Below are 18,830 nucleotides of genomic sequence, written 5' to 3' on the forward strand. Positions count from 1 at the left end.
GCGGGGCGGTCTGGTCAGCGGCCCAAGGGGTCAGACCGTGACGGACAGGGAACGACCGGATTGGTCAAAGACATGTAGATGTGCCATGTCGAGATCGAGGCCCACTTGCGATCCGGCCGGGTGGCTTTGCGTCGGATCCGCCTCGACGATCATCGGCCCGGCGGGGGTGTCGAGATAGACGTAAGAGGTGTTCCCCAGCTGTTCGATCACCGACACAGTGCCCGGCAGATGGCCCGCGCCCGGCGCCACGATCCGCACATGTTCGGGGCGGATGCCGACCTCGACATTCGGCTGTGTGGGCTGGGCGTTGACCTTGGCCTGCACCGTGCCACCACCTTGCAACTGGATCGAGAGGGGCGTGCCGCCCAAAGAGGCATCGCCCGCCAGAAAGTTCATCGCCGGGCTGCCGATGAAACCCGCGACATAGCGGTTGATGGGCGCATTATACAGGGTCAGCGGGCTGCCCACCTGCTGGATCACGCCCTTTTCCAAGACGACGATTTGATCGGCAAGGGTCATCGCCTCCACCTGATCATGGGTCACATAGACCATCGTTGTGCCCAGTTCCTGATGCAGCTTGGCCAGTTCCAGCCGCATCTGCACGCGCAGCAGGGCATCGAGGTTCGACAGCGGTTCGTCAAACAGGAAGACCTTGGGATCGCGCACAAGGGCGCGGCCGATGGCAACGCGCTGGCGCTGGCCGCCGGACAGTTGCGCCGGACGGCGGTCCAGCAATTGGTCCAGTTGCAGCAGTTTCGACACCCGCGCGGCATGGGTCTTTTGTTCGGCCTTGGACACACCCGCCAAGGACAGCGAGAAGCAGATGTTCTGTTCCACGGTCAGATGCGGATAAAGCGCATAGGATTGGAACACCATCGCCACACCGCGTTTCGCGGGCAGTTCATGCGTCACATCGGTTTCGCCGATGCGGATCGTGCCGTCAGTGGTTTCCTCCAGCCCCGCAATCATCCGCAGCAGGGTGGATTTGCCGCAGCCCGAGGCCCCCAGCAGGGCGGTGAACGACCCATCGGGGATGTTCAGGTTCAAACCCCGGATCACCTCGACCGCGCCGAACCGTTTGACGATGTTTTCCAGATTAACGCCGGCCATGGCGGTTCCTTTCGATAGCGGAATTATGGGTCATCCTTTGATCCCTGCGGTCAGCATGATCGCCTGTGTGACGCGGCGCTGGAAGACAAGGTAAAGGATGGCAAGCGGCAGGCCGGCCAGAATGGCGGTGGCCAGATCGCGGGCATAGCGGACGCCAAAGGCGTCATAGACTTGGGTGATGCCCACGGTGATGTTCATCTTGGATTCCGAGGTGACCGCAAGGAAGGGCCAGAGGAACTGGTTCCAAGCACCGATGAAGGTGATGATGGCCAAGGCGGTGGTGATGCCCCAGTTCATCGGCAGATAAAGGCGGAAGAACAGTTGGAACTGCGTGGCTCCATCCATCAGCGCCGCCTCACGGAAATCTTTGGGGACGCTGTCGAAGAACTGCTTGTAGATGATCACCGTAACGGGAGCGATCAACTGCGGCAGAACGACGCCGGACCAGGAATTCAGCAGACCGAAATCGGCCATCAGGACAAAGTGGTTCACGATCAGCGCGGGGATCGGCACCATAAAGCTGGCAAGCAAAAGCCACCACAGCAGCCTGCGCCCCGGAAAGCGCAGTTGCGAAATGGCATAGCCTGCGGCAGCGCTGGTCAGGACGACAATGACGGTGACGGCCAGCGAAGTGACAAGCGAGTTGAGATACCAGATGCCCGCCTGCGTTTTGGTCAGGACGTGGATGTAGTTGTCCAAGGTCCAGCGTTCGGGCAGCAGTTGGATGCCGGGGGTCAGAACGTCCTGTTCGACTTTCAGCGAGGTGATGACGGCCCAATAGAGCGGAAAGGCCCAGATGATCGCCCCCAGCACGGTCAGGCCGGTGATGATGCCGCCCGCCAGATTCAGGCGGCGCAGACGGGTGGCACGGGTGTTGGTCATGGTCATGTCGGTCATCTTTGCCCCCGGGCACGGGCCAGTTGGAATTGCAGGACAGAGACGATCACGATCACCAAGAACAGCACCACGGCGACGGCCGCAGCATAGCCCCCCTGATTTTTCTGAAAGGCGGAACGATAGACCAGCTCCACCATGCCGAGGGTGGAATCGGTGCGTCCGCCTTGGCCGAACAGATAGATCTGGTCAAAGATTTTAAGCTGCATGATCAGCTGGATGGTGGCGACCAGCACGGTGATTGGCCAGATCAGGGGCCAAGTGATGCGGCGGAAGGTCTGCCAGCGGGTCGCCCCGTCCAAGGCGGCCGCCTCATAGATTTCGGAACTGATGTTGCGCAGGCCTGCGATGAACAGCAGCACGTTAAAGCCGATCAGCCACCAGATGGTGATGAAGGCAACGGTGGGCATGAACAGGGGCAGGGTGCGGAAGATGCTGACATTCTCGCCCCAGATCGCGGCGATGGGATATTGGATGATGCCGAACTGGTTGTCGGTGATCCACATCCAGATGCGATAGACGACCGAGACGGGCAGAATATAGGGCAGGAAGAAACAGGCGAGGATGACTGATTGGGTCCAGCCTTTCAGGCGGTTCACACCCAGGGCGATGACAAGGCCCAGAAGGGTGGAAGGCACAACGCTGAGCAGGACAAAATAAAGCGTGTTCCAGACGGCGGTGGCGAACAGTTTGTCGTTCAGCAGACGCGCATAGTTCCGGAAACCGGCCCATTGGCCTTCGCCGATCAGGGGGGCTTTCTGGAAGGAAAGCACGGCCAGTTGGATGGTGGGCCACAGGAAAAGCACGCCATATGTCAACACGAAGGGCAGCAGAAACACGACAGCGGCCGTGACCTCTTGGCGGCGAAAACGATTCATCGGAACCTCGCGGGCGATCAGAAGGAAGGAAAGGCCGGTCAGGGGAGGGAGCGTCCCCAGACCGGCCGGTAGTTCAGGCGATCAGTAAGCCTGAGATTGCAGATCGTCGCGCATGCCTTCAACAGCTTCTTGCGCGGTCATCTCGCCCGAGATGGCCGGGAAGACAAAGTTGCCGATGGCGGCATAGGTCGGCGAAGCCACGCCAGCGAGCGGCGAGGAGGGGTCGAAGACCGAGTTGTCAGCCAGCACCGAATAGGTGGCGTTGGGCTGCATCGTCTTGAACTCTTCGGTTTCGCGGGCGGCATTATAGGCCGGGATATGGCCCGCGGTCGCCCAGAAGGTGGAATGCTTGTTCATCCAAGCAATCGCTTGCAGCGCTGCGGCGCGGGTGGCCGGATCATCGCCGTTCGGATTGGCCGGGATGGCGAAAGCATGGCTGTCAGCCCAGGTGGCTTTTTGGGTAAAGAACATTGGCAGTTCGATGGCACCCCATTCGAACAGCTCGCCCTTGGCATGCAGGTCGGTCATCGTCGGGACTTCCCAGACGCCATTGATGTGGAAGGCCGCTTTGCCGCCGGTGAAGGCCGCGACCGAGGCTGGGTATTCCACGTTCGACAGCGCATAGCCGCCCGAAACCCAATCGGCCATTGTCTGAACCGCTGTGGCGGCCTTGTCGAGGTTGTCGCCCGACAGGAATTGACCGTCGGCATCCAAGAAGGTGCCGCCTTGTTGGCCCAGCAGCGAATAGAAGATGCGCCAGTTGGTGCCGTCACCCGCCGATTGGAAGGAAACGCCTTGTTCGGCGCCGGCCTCTTTCACTTTGGCGAGTGCAGCGGTGAAGTTTTCCACCCCGTCCAGCCCGGTGGGCAGGCCATTGGCATCCAGCAGGCCCGCTTTGCCGAGGATGTCTTTGTTGTAATACAGAACGATGGCGTGAATGTCGAAAGGCACGGCATAGGTCTTGCCGTCAACTTGCGCCGCTTGCCAGTTGGCCGCGCCGAAGTCGCCCGAGGCGAGACCGGCGGCCGCCAGCTCTTCGGTGGTCAGCTCGCTGAGCGCGCCACCTTCAACGCCCAAGGGCAGACGCGACAGGTGATAGGTCATCAGATCCGGGCCTTCGCCCACGGCGGCCGAGGTTTGCACCTTGGTATAGAACGGGGTGCCCCATTCCAGCGTCGTGGCGTTGATCTTGATCTTGCCGGCATGCTCGGCGTTGAACTCTTCGATCAGCGTCTTCATCCGGACGCCATCACCGCCGCCCAGAAAGTCCCACCATTCCAGTTGGATTTCCTGCGCCTGTGCGCCCGTGACCAGCATGACCGAGGTCAAAAGCCCCGCAGCCAATGATTTGAACTTCATCTTTTCCTCCCTTCGGGTCTTCACCCGCAGCAGCGCCGTTTCTGCAAGATCCCGCCACGGGCGCGCGTGGCCGGGTCGAACCGATCGTTTCAGGATATGCCTGCCGCTGCCTCCACAGCGCAGGCCGTCCCCATCCCTGGGGGAACAGTAAGAAACTTCCCCCCAGTGTCAACGAATTTTTAGATATGCACCATGATTTTCGATATGGTCACGATGCTGACCCTTTTTGCGCGGCCGTCTGGACCAAGGCGTCCCACAGGGCGCTGGCCAAAGGATCGACCCCCGGCGCATCCGTGCAAAGCCGGAAAGTTGAAGCGACCAGAAGCCCTTTGCCGACACGGCGTTCCGCGATCAGCGCCGCCGGTTTCTGCACCCAGCCGACGACCACGCCGGAATGCACGGCCCCGGCATATTCATGGGTGCGGAAGCCCGTCATCACATGATGCGGGATGATCCGGTCATAAGACAGGTCAACCAGCGGCCCGCCGGGCAGGGCGGCAAAGGCCCCCTTGCGGCGAATCCAGCTAAAGCCCGCGATCCAGTCGCCGCGCCACATCGTGCCGTGCCGGGCGATCAGGTTGATGTTGGGCAGGGCGCTTTCCGACGAACGCGGAATGCCCGGCACATCATCCAGCACCGGCATGTAGGGCTGTTCGCGATCCTGCCCGTCCACCCGCAGATTGCCATTTGTTTTCAAGGTTCCATCTGCCAGAACCAGATAGCGGGCACCCGCCTGGATGCGGCGAATGTCAGCCTCGGCCAGACCATGCACCACGGTCACATCGGCCTTGTCGCGATCCGCCAACACATAACCCAAGGCGCGGGCGCGTTCGGCCAAAGTCTTGTCCGGCACATGCAAAGTGATAGAAGGCACGGCCCGGTTCGGGAACAGCGATAGCGTCACCTTGTTGCGCGCCACCTCGGCCCCATCGACCGTCAAACGCAGTTCGACATCGGCGGTTTGTGCCTTGGACAGAACCGGCACCGGTAGGTCAATACTGCCCGATTCGGCCATCGACAGTGGTTGGGTCGCGTCGATTGCCACCTGCCCAGAAACCCCGCCCGCCATCGCATAGTGCAGCACCGCAGCACCCAGTGCCTTGCCGCCCGTCGCAATGCCTGGTGCAAGGCGCAGTGTTTCGCCCGCTTTCGCGCTATAGCGATCCAGCCGGGGCGCGATCACCACATCGGCGTTGATCCGGCCAAAGACATCGTGGAAGACCCGCGGATTGCGATTCATATCCAAAAGGCCGTTAGACTCCCAATGCACATCGGTAAATTCGGTGATGACATAGCCCTGGATGCTGGGATGGGCGCGCATCACCTCGATCTGATATTTCAGATTGTCGAACTGATACCACTGCACTGCCCGAATAAAGGCATCGAATCCGCCAAACACTGTATCCAGCCCCAGACTGGCAAAGCGGAATTGCACCCCATGCGGATAGGCGGCCCCATCGCCCCAAGTGCCGCCCGTCTCCATCCACCAAGGCTCGGCGCCGTTGATCGTCACCTCATCCGGGTTCGGCAAACCCCACACGCCGAATTCCGACACGATCAACGGTTCATCCCCCCGCCGCTCGCCATCACCGAAGGGGGTATAGGTCCAATCCGCGCCGCCGGCGAACTCTGCCGTCAGCTTGTCCCATTCGGCACGCCGTTCGGGGACAGAGCGGTAATAATGGTAATCGTTCAGATCGGTTTTCACATGGAAATTCGGGATACAGGCCGAATTGTCGACCACCAGACGGGTTGGGTCCGCCGCTTTCAGCCAGTCATATTCGGCTTTCAGCCAGGCGCGGTGCGCTGCATCGTCCACCGTCCGCGTGCCCCAGTCTTCGTTGATCAGGGTCCAGATGACGATGGAGGGATGGTTGCCATCGCGGCGCAGGATGCCCTGCATGGTTTCGCGCATTCGGCGGATGGAGCCTTCGGTCAGGCTGGCGACGTTGGGAATTTCGGTCCAGATCAGCATGCCCAGCCGATCTGCCACCTCATAATAGCGCGGGTCGGGCACCTTGATGTGGCAGCGCAGCATGTTCAGGCCCAGTTCTTTGGCCTTGCGAAGCTGATCTTCTAGCAGGGCGAGGCTGGGCGGCGTGCAGATGCCGACGGGGTAATAATCTTGGTCAAGGGCCGCGCGCATATACCAAGGCTGGCCGTTCAGGAACATCTGGCCATTGGCCGTGGTCAAGCTGCGGAAGCCGAATGTGTGGGTGGTGACATCATCCCCCACCGTGACGCGGGCGGTGTAAAGCGCGGGGGCGTCGGGCGACCAGGGCTGAATATTGGCGATGGTGGACGAGGTTCCTTGACCGACCACTTTCCCTGCTGGATCAAGGATTTCGACCATGGCGGTGCCGCCGGTCAGTTCCAGCGCCACATCGACGCGGCCCGTTGCCAGATCGGCGTGGATGGCACAGTGCGTCAGGTGATGGGCGGGACGCAGTTCCAGCGTGACCGACTGCCAGATGCCGCCGGTGGGCCCATACCAGCTTTGCTTGCCATGCGGGATTTCCGCGAAAGGCGCGCCTTCCCAAGTGTCCGGGTTGCCGTCGGGCAGCAGGCAATCCACCTCAACCACGTTGTCGGCTTTCAGCAGATCGGCGGGGATCGTCACCTCGAACGGCAGCCAATGGCCTTCGTGCCGCGCCAGTTCCTGCCCGTTCACCCGCACTGTCGCAAAGTAACCTACCGCGCCAAAGCACAACACCGCGACACGGCCTTGCAGCGCCGGGGCGCTGAACGACCGGCGATAGGACGCCCGGCCCGAGGTTTGGCGCAGATCGGCAAAGGCCGCTTGCCAAGGCATGGGCACCGGGGCCTGACGCCAATCGGCATCGCTTTCATGCCGAAAGTCCCAAGTGCCATCCAGGGACTGGCTTTGCCGCGCGACCATGCTGATTCTCCGTGCTTATATCAGTTATATTATTAGCATTGATTTATCATCCTGCCCTTGGCAAGGGCCATTTTCGCCCCTAAACGATGGAAAAGGAGGCGCGGGATGAACGAGAAACGCGCGACGATGGTCGATATTGCACGGCATGCGGGTGTTTCGCAGGCGACGGTTTCGCTTGTGCTGAATGCGGTTGCGCATGCCCGTGTGTCGGCCAAGACTCGCGCCAAGGTGCAGGCTTCGGCCGAGGCTTTGGGCTATACCCGCCGGACGCAGGGGCCGCATGGCGCGGTGGTGCCGGTCATCGCCATGTTGATCGACGAATTGTCGGCCACGCCCTTTGCCGCCCCCCTGATCGAAGGCGCGCGGGATGAGGCGTCGGCGCAGGGCGCGGTGCTGACGGTGATCTGCACCCGCGCCGACCCCGAGGCGGAAGAGGCGGCGCTGGACATGCTGGCGCAGGTGCAATTGGCGGGGGTGCTTTACACAACGCTGGTCACGCGGACCGTGGCGATTGGCCCGCGTTTGGCACAATTGCCGCTGGTTTTGCTGAACTGCCACGATCAGGCGCGGCGCTATCCTTCGGTGCGGCCTGCGGATGTGTCAGGTGCCTTTGCCGCCACAACCGCCCTGATCCAAGCAGGCCATCGCCGCATCGCGCATCTGGCGGCGGAAGACTGGGGCGAGGCGTCGCGCGACCGCGCCAAGGGCTATCGTCAGGCCTTGGCCACTGCCGACATTGCGGTTGATCCGACGCTGATTGCCATGCCGGTCTGGACGGTGGACAGCGGGCGCGAGGCGACGGCGCGTCTGCTGGATCTGCCTGATCCACCGACCGCCTTTTTCTGCTTTAACGACCGCGCGGCGATTGGCTGTTATGAGGCGATTGCCCAAGCCGGGCTGCGCGTGCCCGAGGATATCTCCGTCGTCGGTTTCGACAACGAAGACCTTGTCGCCCATCTGGCTCCGCCCCTGACGACTGTGGTTCTGCCGCATGAAGAGATGGGGCGCTGGGCGGTGCAGATGCTGACCGGGGCCAACCCCGGCGGGCCGCGCCAGATGAAGATGGATTGCCCGGTGGTGTTGCGCGATTCGGTCACAGCGCCCCCCAGATAAGGGTGCTTTGATTGACTTGATCGACATTGCTGATACAGATCGTCGATCTATTGAATGCGCAAGGGCAGGGTATGAGCCGCAATTTCCTGATCGTCGACCCGGAAGAGGGGCAAGATGTTTTAAAGGCCTTTGCTTCCGCCGCGCGGGTCAAAGTCTTGAAACTGCTGCATCTGCAAGGCGCGATGAACGTCAATGAAATCGCGCAGGCGTTGGAACTGCCGCAATCTTCGGTTTCGGCGAATATCCAGATGCTGGAGGACGCGGGCCTGATCCGCACTGAAACCCAGCGGGCAAAAAAGGGCAACCAGAAGATCTGCCATTCGCTGTTTGACGAAGTGCTGGTGATGTTCAAGGACGCGCCTGCGCAGACCAATGCGCATCAGATCGAAGTGGCGATGCCCTTGGGCCTGTATACCAGTTGCGAAACCAGCGCGCCCTGTGGATTGTGTTCGCGCGATGGGATCATTGGCCTGCTGGATGTGCCGGATACTTTCCTTGATCCGGGGCGGATGGGGGCGGGTCTGATCTGGTTCACGCGGGGCTATGTGGAATATCAGTTCCCGAACAATATCAAGATGATGGATGGCGTGGTCGAAACACTGGAATTTTCGATGGAACTGTCATCCGAGGTGCCGGGAACATCGGCGGATTGGCCCTCGGACATCACCATTTCGGTGAACGGCATTGACATCGGCACTTGGACCAGCCCCGGCGATTTCGGTGACAAAAGGGGGGTCTATACCCCTGATTGGTGGAAACTGAAGGGCAGTCAGTATGGGATGCTGAAAACCTTTCGGGTGAACGGCACTGGCACCTTTGTCGACGGGATGAAGATCAGCCCGATCGCCCTGAAAGATCTGGATCTTGAGGCGCATAAGTCGATCCGCCTGCGCATTGCCGTGCGTGAGGATGCCAAGCGGCCCGGTGGGATCAATATCTTTGGTCGGGGCTTTGGCAATTACGATCAAGACATCCTGATGCGGCTGACCGCGGCAGGTTGATCCGAATCTGCCTTGACGTGGCAAACCGAAAAACGGATACATATCGAAATCACCGATATGTAGGCCGCCGGGAGGGCTGCCTGCCGCGCCGTGGGAGGAGCGATCATGAAGGCCAGCGTCACCGCACATAAAGATTTCACCATCGCCAAGATTGACGACCGCATCTATGCGTCGTTCTTGGAGCATCTGGGCCGGGCGATCTATACCGGCATCTATGAACCGGACCATCCGACCGCCGACAAGAACGGCATGCGGCAGGATGTGATTGACATCGTCAAGGAACTGAACACGCCCTATGTCCGCTATCCCGGTGGCAACTTTGTTTCGGCTTACAACTGGGAAGACGGCGTCGGCCCGCGCGAAGACCGTCCGACCCGGCTGGATTTGGCTTGGCACACATCGGACAGCAACGCTGTTGGCGTGCATGAATTCTCTGATTGGTGCGATGCCGTGGGCACCAAGATGATGCTGGCGGTGAACCTTGGGTCGCGCGGGTTGGATGATGCGCGCAACTTTCTGGAATATGTGAACGGGCCGGTGGGCAGCGCCTGGGGCGATCTGCGCAAGAAAAACGGCCGGGCCGAGCCTTTCAACGTCGATCTTTGGTGCCTTGGCAATGAAATGGACGGGCCTTGGCAGGTTGGCCACAAGACGGCGGATGAATATGGCCGCTTGGCGAACGAAGTCGCCAAAACCATGCGCGCCTTTGACAAGAACCTGCAACTGGTGGTTTGCGGTTCATCGAATGCCGATATGAAAACCTATCCCGAATGGGAAAGGATCGTGTTGGAACACACCTATGAATCGGTCGATTACATCAGCCTGCATATGTATTTTGCCAACCATGCCCATCACACCGGCAACTATCTGGCGCTGAACGAAAAGCTGGATCGCTATATCACTACGGTCGAATCGACGATCAATCTGGTCAAGGCGAACAAGCGGTCCAAGCACAACGTCTATATCAGCTTTGACGAATGGAACGTCTGGTATCACTCGCGCGAGCAGGACAAGAAAATTCTGGAAGGCAATGCCGGTTGGCCGCATGCGCCGCGCCTGCTTGAGGACATCTATAACTTTGAAGATGTGCTTCAGGTCGGCCTGATCCTGAACACCTTCATCCGCAAATCGAATGTTGTGAAAATCGCCTGTATCGCCCAATTGGTGAACGTGATTGCGCCGATCATGACCGATCCGATGGGCAAAGCCTGGCGGCAGACGATTTTCTATCCCTACTATTTCGCCTCGGCCTTTGGGCGCGGCACGGCGCTGCAACTGGCGGTGAACTGCCCCGGTTACGATGCCGAAGTGGCGGACAATGTGCCCTTTGTCGATGTGTCGGGCGTTCATGATGAGGCGGCGGGGACGCTGACCTTCTTTGCGGTGAACCGGCACGAATCGGAAAGCATTGAGACGGAAATCAGCCTGCAAGGCTTTGGTGCGGGTTCGGTGATCGACCATCAAGTGATGACGCACAAAGACCTGCGAGCGGTGAACACGGCGGAAAACATGATGAATGTGGCCCCGTCGAAAGGCACCGGGGCGGCTTTGAAGGATGGCACGCTGACAGTCAAACTGCCGCCGCTGTCTTATCAGATGATCCGGGTGAAGCTGGCGTAAGCCTTGGAAGGCTGTAGAATTGGGCTGGCGCGGTTTCAGACCGCGTCAGCCTTTTCATTCTAGGGGATAAACATGGGTTTTCCGCTGTCCGTCTGCGCCGAAATGCTTTGGCTGGATCGCCCTATTGAGTGGCGCGTGTCACGCCTGCACGAGATGGGCTTTGGCATCGGTCTGTGGAACTGGCTTGACCATGATCTGGCGAAACTGGCCGCCACGGGTGCGCGGTTTTCCATCATGAATGGTTTTCTGCGCGGTGGGCTGACGGATGCTGAAAGCGCCAAGGCCATGCTGGAGAGTGTGGCCGAAACGGCCCTGGTGGGGCGGCAGCTTGGCGTGGAACGGTTGAACCTTTTGGGACAGGCTTTGGGGGCGGGTGGTCGCCCTGTGCTGGCCGTTCCCGTGGCAACGGGGGCGATGTGGCTGACCGCGCGGGATACGCTGTGCCGTATGGCGGATCTGGCCGACCGTCTGGACGTGACCTTTACTTTGGAAAACCTGAATACGCTTGTCGATCATCCCGGTGCGCCTTTTGCGCAGGCCGAAGACACTTTGGCGCTGGTGTCAGCAGTCAATCACCCGCGGCTACAGATGAATCTGGACCTGTATCATGTGCAAATCGGCGAGGGGAATCTGATCGAGCTTTGCCAGCGCTGCCTGCCTTGGATCGGCGAGATTCAGGTGGCGGATGTGCCGGGGCGGTTTGAGCCTGGCACAGGCGAGGTGAACTGGCCGAATGTGGCCCGCGCCCTGGATCGGATGGGTTATGCCGGGCCGATCACAATGGAGGCGAAGGCGCAGGGCGATGTCGAGGCCGCCTTAGCTGCCTTTCGCAAAGCCTTTACGATTTAAGGGCCAAGGTGCAGGCGGGCCAACCGTGCCTCGAACGATCAGATCAGGCATCAGCAAGGTTTCGGGCTGTTCGGCACCTTCTCCCTCCAGCATCCGCAGCAGCAGGGCCATCGCTTCTTGCCCGATGGCCGTGCGCGGCTGGCGGATGGTGGTCAGGCCGGGCGACAGGAAATTCGCCTGTGGAATGTCGTCAAAACCTGTCACGGAAAAATCCTTTGGCACGTCATAGCCGCGTGCCGTCAGCCCCATCATAACCCCCGCTGCCGTCTGGTCATTGACGCAAAGAAAGGCCGTGGGCAGATCGTCACGCAGGAACAGGCGTTCGATGGCCGCGCGTCCGCCCTCTAACGTGCCGTCGCTGTCCAGCACCATCTGGCTGTCGCGCAGGCCCGCGGCCGCGACACCCTCGTCAAAGCCGATGCGGCGGCGGTGATGCGCCAACCGGGCGCGGCTGTCCCCGATAAAGGCGATTCGGCGGTGGCCATGCGCCAGCAGCAGTTCCAGCAATTTGCGCGCGCCCAGCCGGTCATCGACGCCGACAAAAGGAATCGACCCATGCGCCATCGGCTCCACCACCGCGACACTGGGGGGCAGGCGCGGGGCGGGTTGGTTCGGGTCAGAGGGCACATAGCCAGTGAACAGGATCATCCCCGCCGCCTGATGCGCATTCATGAATTTCAAATATTCGATGCCCCGCAGCGGGTCGCCCTGGGTATGGCCGATCAAAAGGCCCAGCCCGTTCGCCCGCGCTTCTTTTTCCAGCCCGATCAGGATCGGTGAAAAGTTCGGGTCCGAGATATCGGGCGCAATCGCCAGAATCATGTTGGACCGCCCCAGCCGCAGACTGCGCGCCATCGCATTGGCGGAATAGCCCGTGACGGCAATGGCATGGTCGATCTTTTGCCGCGTCGAGGCAGCGACCTTTTCCGGCATATGGATCGCGCGCGAGACGGTGGCAATCGACACCTCGGCCAGCCGGGCGACATCTTCGATGGTGGCGGGCGTGGTTTTCAACGGCAGATCCAATGTTTTGATATTGCCCATGATATAGCCATATCTGCCCAGATGCCCAGCGTTTTGCGGTGCAACGGCGTTGACAGACGTAAATGTAAAGGTTTACATTTGCCCAGCGTTGAGGAGCGCAAGGGGAGAGAGGAATGGACGATCCGCAAGGAATCGTCCTGGCGGCCGAGCGGATCAGCAAGGCCTTTGCCGGGGTGCAGGTTTTATTCAGTGTCGATTTTCAACTTCGCCGGGGCGAAGTTCACGCCCTGATGGGGGAAAACGGCGCTGGCAAATCGACGCTGGTGAAAATCCTGTCGGGCTTTGAGCAGCCGACCTCGGGGCAGGTGCTTCTGGATGGTCAACCGATCAAACTGCCCCCTGATGGCCGGGCCGAGGCTTTGGGCATTGCCATCATCCATCAGGAATTCAATCTGGCCGAACATCTGACGGTCACGGAAAGCATGTATCTGGGGCGCGAAGTGACGCGCTGGGGCGTGCTGGACCGCAAGTTCATGCGCGCCGAAACCCGCAAGGCGCTGGATCAGCTGGGCACCAGCATCGACGAAAATGCGCTCATCAGCAGCCTTCCTGTGGCAGCGCGGCAGATGGTGGAAATTGCGAAAGCCATCAGCCGCAAAGCGCGGGTGGTGATCATGGACGAACCGACCGCCGTGCTGACGCGGGCGGAAACCGATGTGCTGTTCAACCAGATCCGGCGGCTGAAATCCGAAGGCACCAGTTTCATCTTTGTCAGCCACAAGCTGGACGAGGTGATGGCCCTGTCGGACCGCATCACTGTCTTGCGCGATGGACAATGGATCAAGACCGCGCCGACAACCGAAATGTCGGGCGAACGTATTGCGCAACTGATGGTGGGGCGCGAATTGTCGAGCCTGTTCCCCGGCAAGGTGGAACCCGATGTCGATGAAAGCATCGCGCTTGAGGTGCGGGGCGTTTCCACCGGCTATGTCAAGAATGCCAGCTTCAAATTGCGCAAGGGTGAGGTGATCGGCTTCGCGGGGCTGATCGGATCAGGCCGGACCGAATTGATGGAGGCGGTGGCAGGCCTGCGTCCCCGCACAGGGCAGGTGCTGCTGAATGGTGAGGCGCTGGCCTCGGGCCATTTGGACCAGTCGATGGACAAGGGGCTGGCCTATCTGACGAAAGACCGGAAATCCAAGGGCTTGCTGCTGCAATCGGGCATGGCCGCGAACCTGACGCTGCAATCCATGTTCATGCACAGCCGCTGGGGCTATCTGAACCCGAAAAGCGAAGCCGAGGCCCTGGAGCGTGCAAGGCGGCGCTTTGACATCCGTGTGCGCGATCCGCGCGTCGTGGTGGGGCGCATGTCAGGCGGCAACCAACAGAAATTGCTGCTGGCCAAGGTGATGGAGCGCGAGCCGCGCGTGGTGATCATTGATGAGCCGACCCGTGGCATCGACGTGGGCACGAAACAGCAGATTTACAACTTCATCGCGGCGCTGGCCGCCGAGGGATGTTCCATCATCGTCGTGTCGTCCGAAATGCCCGAAGTGATCGGCCTTTGCACCCGCGTGGCGGTGATGCGCGAAGGGCGGATCGTGGGGATGCTGGAAGGCGACGCGATCAACGAAACCGAAATCATGCGCTATGCCGCCGGTCTGAAGACAGCGGCCTGAGGGGAACCATGACGACAGCCGAAGAACAATTGCCGAAACGTGGCCGCTTCGCCGATCTGGACCTGCGGGCCGTGGCGCCTTTTGCGGCGCTGGCCCTGCTTTTGCTGCTGGGCGCGTTGGTGAACCCGAATTTCATCAGCCTTGCGAACCTTGAAAACGTGGCCACGCGGTCGGCGTTTATCGCGCTGATTGCCGTGGGGGCGACCTTTGTCATTTCCTCGGGCGATCTGGATTTGTCGGTGGGCTCGATGGTGGCCTTTGTCGCCAGTCTGTTGATCCTGTTCCTCAACTCCGGCGTCATCGCCAATCCGGTCATGCTGCTGTGCGCCGGCGTTGTGTTGACCGTTGTCATCGGGATGCTTTGCGGATTGGCCAACGGGTTGATCACCACTTTGGGCAAGATCGAACCCTTTATCGCCACCTTGGGCACGATGGGCATCTATCGCGGGTTGACCACATGGCTGTCGCAGGGTGGGGCGATCACGCTGGAAAGCCGCGAACTGCAAGACCTGTATCGCCCGGTTTATTTCGGTCAGATCTTGGGCATTCCCGTGCCGATCCTCGTGGTGCTGCTGGTCACGGGCGTTGCCGCCTTTGTCCTCTATCGCACCTCTTACGGTCGCCATGTCGTCGCCGTCGGTTCAAACCGAGAAGTGGCGCGTTATTCGGCGATCAAGGTGGACCGTGTGCGCAATGTCGCCTTTATCATTCAGGGCCTTTGCGTGGCCATCGCGGTGCTGCTTTACGTGCCCCGCCTTGGTTCCACCTCGGCCACCACGGGCATGTTGTGGGAATTGCAAGCCATCACCGCCGTTGTCGTGGGGGGAACGGCGTTGAAGGGCGGGGCAGGTCGTGTTTGGGGCACGATCTGCGGCGCGCTGATCTTGGAACTGGTGGGCAACATCATGCTGCTATCCAACTTTATCAGCGAATATCTGATCGGGACGATCCAAGGCTCGATCATCATCATCGCCATGCTGGTGCAGCGCTCGCTGGCCCGCAAGGCGTAAGGCGGAGGGTTGCCGGGCCTGCGGGCCGCCCGGCAACCAAAGATCAGGCCCGCGTTTAGGGAGAGGAACCCATGCTGAAGAATATCGCTGCGGTCGCCGTGCTGGCCACCGCCTTTGGAACGCACGCCTTCGCGCAAGAGGCCAAGACCATCGGGGTCTCGATCCCGGCGGCGGACCATGGCTGGACGGCGGGTGTTGTCTATCACGCAGAACGCGTGGCCGAGATGATCCGCGCCGAACATCCGGGTTCGACGGTCATCGTCAAAACATCGCCCGACGCGGCCAGCCAGGCCAACGCTTTGCAGGACTTGGCGGTGCAGGGTCTGGACGCGCTGGTGATCCTGCCGACCGATCCCGATCCGCTGGTGAACGCCATCCGCGAAATCAAGGATGCGGGCACCTTCGTGACCATCGTCGACCGTGCGCCCAGCCAGAACGACAGCTCGGTGCGTGACCTCTATGTCGCGGGCAACAACTTTGCGCTGGGCCAGGTGGCAGGCGACTACATCAAGGCGACGACGCCGGATGCGCAAGTCGTGGTGATCCGTGGCATGCCGATCCCGATTGACGAAGAGCGTCAGGCGGGTTTTGACAAAGCCATCGAAGGTTCGGGCGTCACCGTTCTGGACCGTCAGTTTGGCAACTGGAACCGTGATGATGCGTTCAAAGTGACGCAGGACTTCCTGACCAAATTCGACAAGATCGACGTGATCTGGTGCCAGGATGACGATATGGCCGTGGGCGTTCTGCAAGCCATCGAACAGGCGGGGCGGACGGACATCCAATATGTCGTGGCCGGTGCGGGTTCGAAGGACATGATCAAAAAGGTCATGGACGGCGACAAGATGATCCCGGTCGATGTGCTGTATCCGCCAGCCATGGTGGGCACCGCGATGGAACTGACGGCCGCTGCCGTGTTCAACAACGTGCCGGTGCATGGAACCTATGTGCTGGATGCGACGCTGATCACCAAGGACAATGCGGCGAATTACTACTTCCCTGACTCGCCGTTCTGATCTGGTGGGACAGAACGGAACCGGGGCGCATCGCTGCGCCCCGGTTTTTTGTTGCACATGCCCCCCGCCCCATCCCGCCCCCACAAGGGGGGAGGGGGCCGCGGTGAATCAAGGAGAGCCCTTTGCAAGGAAGCGCTTTCCCCTCCCCCTTGTGGGGAGGGGTTAGGGGTGGGGGGCTTTACGCCACCAGATCAAACCGATCATTGTTCATGACTTTGACCCAGGCCTTGACGAAATCGGCCACGAATTTCTCGCGGTTGTCGTCTTGGGCATAAACCTCGGCATAGGCCCGCAGCACGGAATTTGACCCGAACACCAGATCGACACGGCTGGCGGTGTATTTCACCGCACCCGTCGCCCGGTCGGCAATGTCATAGCTGTTGCGCCCCGTCGGCACCCATTTCAGGCCCATGTCCGTCAGGTTCACAAAGAAATCCGGGGTCAAAGCGCCAACCCGGTCGGTGAACACGCCCTGCGTGCCGCCCCCGTGGTTCGTGCCCATCACCCGCAGACCGCCCAGCAGCACCGTCATCTCTGCCGCCGTCAGGCCCAGCAGTTGTGCCCGGTCCAGCAGCAGTTCCTCTGGCGAAACAACATAGTGTTCTTTCTGCCAGTTGCGGAAACCGTCCGCCAAAGGCTCCAGCACGTCAAAGCTTTCCGCATCGGTCTGTTCCACGCTCGCATCGCCACGCCCCGGCGCAAAGGGCACCGTCACCGCAAAACCTGCGGCCTTGGCCGCCTGTTCCACACCGACATTCCCCGCCAGCACGATCACATCGGCCAGACTTGCGCCCGCTGCGACGGCCAAAGGCTCCAGCACCGCCAGAACCCGCGCCAGACGGGCCGGTTCGTTCCCCGCCCAATCCTTTTGCGGCGCAAGGCGAATCCGCGCCCCATTCGCCCCGCCGCGCATGTCGGAACCCCGATAGGTCCGCGCCGAATCCCAGGCGGTCGCCACCATGTCGCTGACCGACAGGCCCGAACCAAGGATCGCCGCCTTCAAGGCCGACACGTCATAAACCGCTGGCCCCACTGGAACCGGATCTTGCCAGATCAGATCCTCGGCGGGCACATCCGGCCCGATATAGCGCACCTTCGGCCCCATATCGCGGTGGGTCAGCTTGAACCAAGCCCGCGCGAAGGTTTCCGAGAAATAGGCGTGATCATCGCGGAAGCGTTCGCAGATCGCGCGATAGATCGGATCGACCTTCATCGCCATATCGGCATCGGTCATCAGGGGCATCGTCTTGATCGATGGGTCTTCGACATCCGCGGGCATATCCTCGGGCCGCACATTGACGGGCCGCCATTGCTGCGCCCCCGCCGGGCTGCGCGTCAGCTCCCAGTCATAGCCGAACAGCATGTCGAAATAGCCGTTGTCCCATTTCGTCGGATTGGCCGTCCAAGCGCCTTCGATGCCCGAAGTCACCGTGTTCCGACCCACCATCCGGCTGGAATGGTTCATCCAGCCAAAGCCTTGGTCGGCGATATCCGCCCCTTCTGGGGCTGCACCCAGCAGGCCCGCATTGCCATTGCCATGCGCCTTGCCGACCGTATGCCCGCCCGCCGTCAGCGCGGCGGTTTCCTCATCATTCATCGCCATGCGCTTGAAGGTTTCGCGCACCTGCGCCGCCGTCCGCAGTGGGTCCGGGTTGCCGTTCACCCCTTCGGGGTTCACATAGATCAGCCCCATCTGCACCGCGGCCAAGGGGTTTTCCATCGTCGCGGGGTTGCCCACATCCTCATAGCGTTCGTCGCTGGGCGCCAGCCATTCTTTCTCCGCGCCCCAGTAAACGTCCTTTTCCGGCCCCCAGATGTCAGCCCGACCAAAGCCGAAACCAAAGGTCTTCAGCCCCATCGACTCATAGGCCATCGTCCCCGACAAAAGGATCAGATCGGCCCAGCTGACCTTGTTGCCGTATTTCTTCTTCAATGGCCACAGCAGACGCCGCGCCTTGTCCAGACTCGCATTGTCCGGCCAGGAATTCAGCGGTGCAAAGCGGATGTTGCCCGTGCCGCCACCGCCCCGGCCATCGGCCAGACGGTAAGACCCCGCCGAATGCCACGCCAGACGGATCATCAGCCCGCCATAGTGCCCCCAGTCCGCCGGCCACCATTCTTGGCTTTCCGTCATCAGCGCCTTCATGTCGGCTTTCAGCCCGGCGAAATCCAAACCCTTCACCGCCGAGCGATAGTCAAAACCCTGCAAGGGATTCGTCTTGCTGTCGTGCTGATGCAGGATGTCCAGATTCAGCGCTTTCGGCCACCAGGCCATCACCGAGGCCCCCGTTTCGGTGTTTCCACCATGCATGACCGGGCATTTGCCCGCTGCGTTGTCGTTCCCGTCCATGGTCTTCTCCGTCTCTGGCGGCTTGCGCTGGAATCTATCCTGCCTAGGTTACCACCGCATGACGATAA

At 60.9% G+C, this 18,830-nt stretch carries 14 protein-coding genes; 7 read left to right on the forward strand and 7 right to left on the reverse strand.

The features are described from left to right. Positions 1-30 precede the first annotated feature (30 nt). The 5 genes from IE095_RS16200 to IE095_RS16220 form a co-directional block, all read right to left on the reverse strand. Entirely contained in the window at positions 31-1,110 is a 1,080-nt protein-coding gene (locus tag IE095_RS16200; RefSeq protein WP_189412984.1) for an ABC transporter ATP-binding protein, read from the reverse strand. Positions 1,111-1,140: 30 nt separating this feature from the next. Next, positions 1,141-2,007, reverse strand: a complete 867-nt coding sequence (locus IE095_RS16205; protein WP_229804870.1) for a carbohydrate ABC transporter permease — start codon at positions 2,005-2,007, stop codon at positions 1,141-1,143. Beyond that, positions 2,004-2,882: a carbohydrate ABC transporter permease gene (locus tag IE095_RS16210; RefSeq protein WP_189412986.1), complete on the reverse strand. Its 879-nt coding sequence runs from the start codon at positions 2,880-2,882 to the stop codon at positions 2,004-2,006. Before IE095_RS16210 ends, IE095_RS16205 begins: the two co-directional genes overlap by 4 nt. An 81-nt stretch (positions 2,883-2,963) precedes the next feature. After that, positions 2,964-4,241 carry an extracellular solute-binding protein gene (locus tag IE095_RS16215; protein ID WP_189412988.1) on the reverse strand — a complete coding sequence of 426 codons (1,278 nt, stop codon included), beginning with the start codon at positions 4,239-4,241 and terminating at the stop codon, positions 2,964-2,966. Positions 4,242-4,449: 208 nt separating this feature from the next. Further along, entirely contained in the window at positions 4,450-7,140 is a 2,691-nt protein-coding gene (locus IE095_RS16220; protein WP_189412990.1) for a glycoside hydrolase family 2 protein, read from the reverse strand. Positions 7,141-7,245: 105 nt separating this feature from the next. Between IE095_RS16220 and IE095_RS16225 the strand changes: the two genes are divergently transcribed. The 4 genes from IE095_RS16225 to IE095_RS16240 all read left to right on the forward strand — a co-directional run bounded on the left by IE095_RS16225 (position 7,246) and on the right by IE095_RS16240 (position 11,723). Continuing rightward, entirely contained in the window at positions 7,246-8,253 is a 1,008-nt protein-coding gene (locus IE095_RS16225) for a LacI family DNA-binding transcriptional regulator (protein ID WP_229804871.1), read from the forward strand. Between the two features lie 71 nt (positions 8,254-8,324). After that, positions 8,325-9,254, forward strand: coding sequence for an ArsR/SmtB family transcription factor (locus IE095_RS16230; protein WP_189412992.1), 930 nt, complete (start codon positions 8,325-8,327; stop codon positions 9,252-9,254). 105 nt (positions 9,255-9,359) lie between these two features. Further along, entirely contained in the window at positions 9,360-10,874 is a 1,515-nt protein-coding gene (arfA, locus tag IE095_RS16235) for an arabinosylfuranosidase ArfA (RefSeq protein WP_189412994.1), read from the forward strand. Between the two features lie 72 nt (positions 10,875-10,946). Then, positions 10,947-11,723: a TIM barrel protein gene (locus tag IE095_RS16240; protein ID WP_189412996.1), complete on the forward strand. Its 777-nt coding sequence runs from the start codon at positions 10,947-10,949 to the stop codon at positions 11,721-11,723. Here IE095_RS16240 and IE095_RS16245 read toward each other — a convergent pair. Beyond that, positions 11,691-12,767, reverse strand: coding sequence for a LacI family DNA-binding transcriptional regulator (locus IE095_RS16245; RefSeq protein ID WP_189412998.1), 1,077 nt, complete (start codon positions 12,765-12,767; stop codon positions 11,691-11,693). The genes IE095_RS16240 and IE095_RS16245 overlap by 33 nt on opposite strands. A gap of 113 nt (positions 12,768-12,880) precedes the next feature. Between IE095_RS16245 and IE095_RS16250 the strand changes: the two genes are divergently transcribed. The 3 genes from IE095_RS16250 to IE095_RS16260 all read left to right on the forward strand — a co-directional run bounded on the left by IE095_RS16250 (position 12,881) and on the right by IE095_RS16260 (position 16,412). Next, the gene (locus IE095_RS16250) at positions 12,881-14,386 is read left to right on the forward strand and encodes a sugar ABC transporter ATP-binding protein (protein ID WP_189413000.1); all 1,506 of its coding nucleotides are present in this window, start codon (positions 12,881-12,883) and stop codon (positions 14,384-14,386) included. Positions 14,387-14,394: 8 nt separating this feature from the next. Next, a complete protein-coding gene (locus IE095_RS16255) occupies positions 14,395-15,396 on the forward strand; it encodes an ABC transporter permease (protein WP_189413002.1) in 1,002 nt (333 codons plus the stop codon). Between the two features lie 71 nt (positions 15,397-15,467). Beyond that, the gene (locus IE095_RS16260) at positions 15,468-16,412 is read left to right on the forward strand and encodes a substrate-binding domain-containing protein (protein WP_189413004.1); all 945 of its coding nucleotides are present in this window, start codon (positions 15,468-15,470) and stop codon (positions 16,410-16,412) included. A gap of 178 nt (positions 16,413-16,590) precedes the next feature. On the opposite strand, the gene katG is transcribed toward IE095_RS16260, so the two are convergent. After that, the gene (gene katG, locus IE095_RS16265; RefSeq protein WP_189413006.1) at positions 16,591-18,762 is read right to left on the reverse strand and encodes a catalase/peroxidase HPI; all 2,172 of its coding nucleotides are present in this window, start codon (positions 18,760-18,762) and stop codon (positions 16,591-16,593) included. Positions 18,763-18,830: the final 68 nt, after the last annotated feature.

This window comes from Neogemmobacter tilapiae, from assembly GCF_014652215.1.
Lineage (GTDB): Bacteria > Pseudomonadota > Alphaproteobacteria > Rhodobacterales > Rhodobacteraceae > Neogemmobacter > Neogemmobacter tilapiae.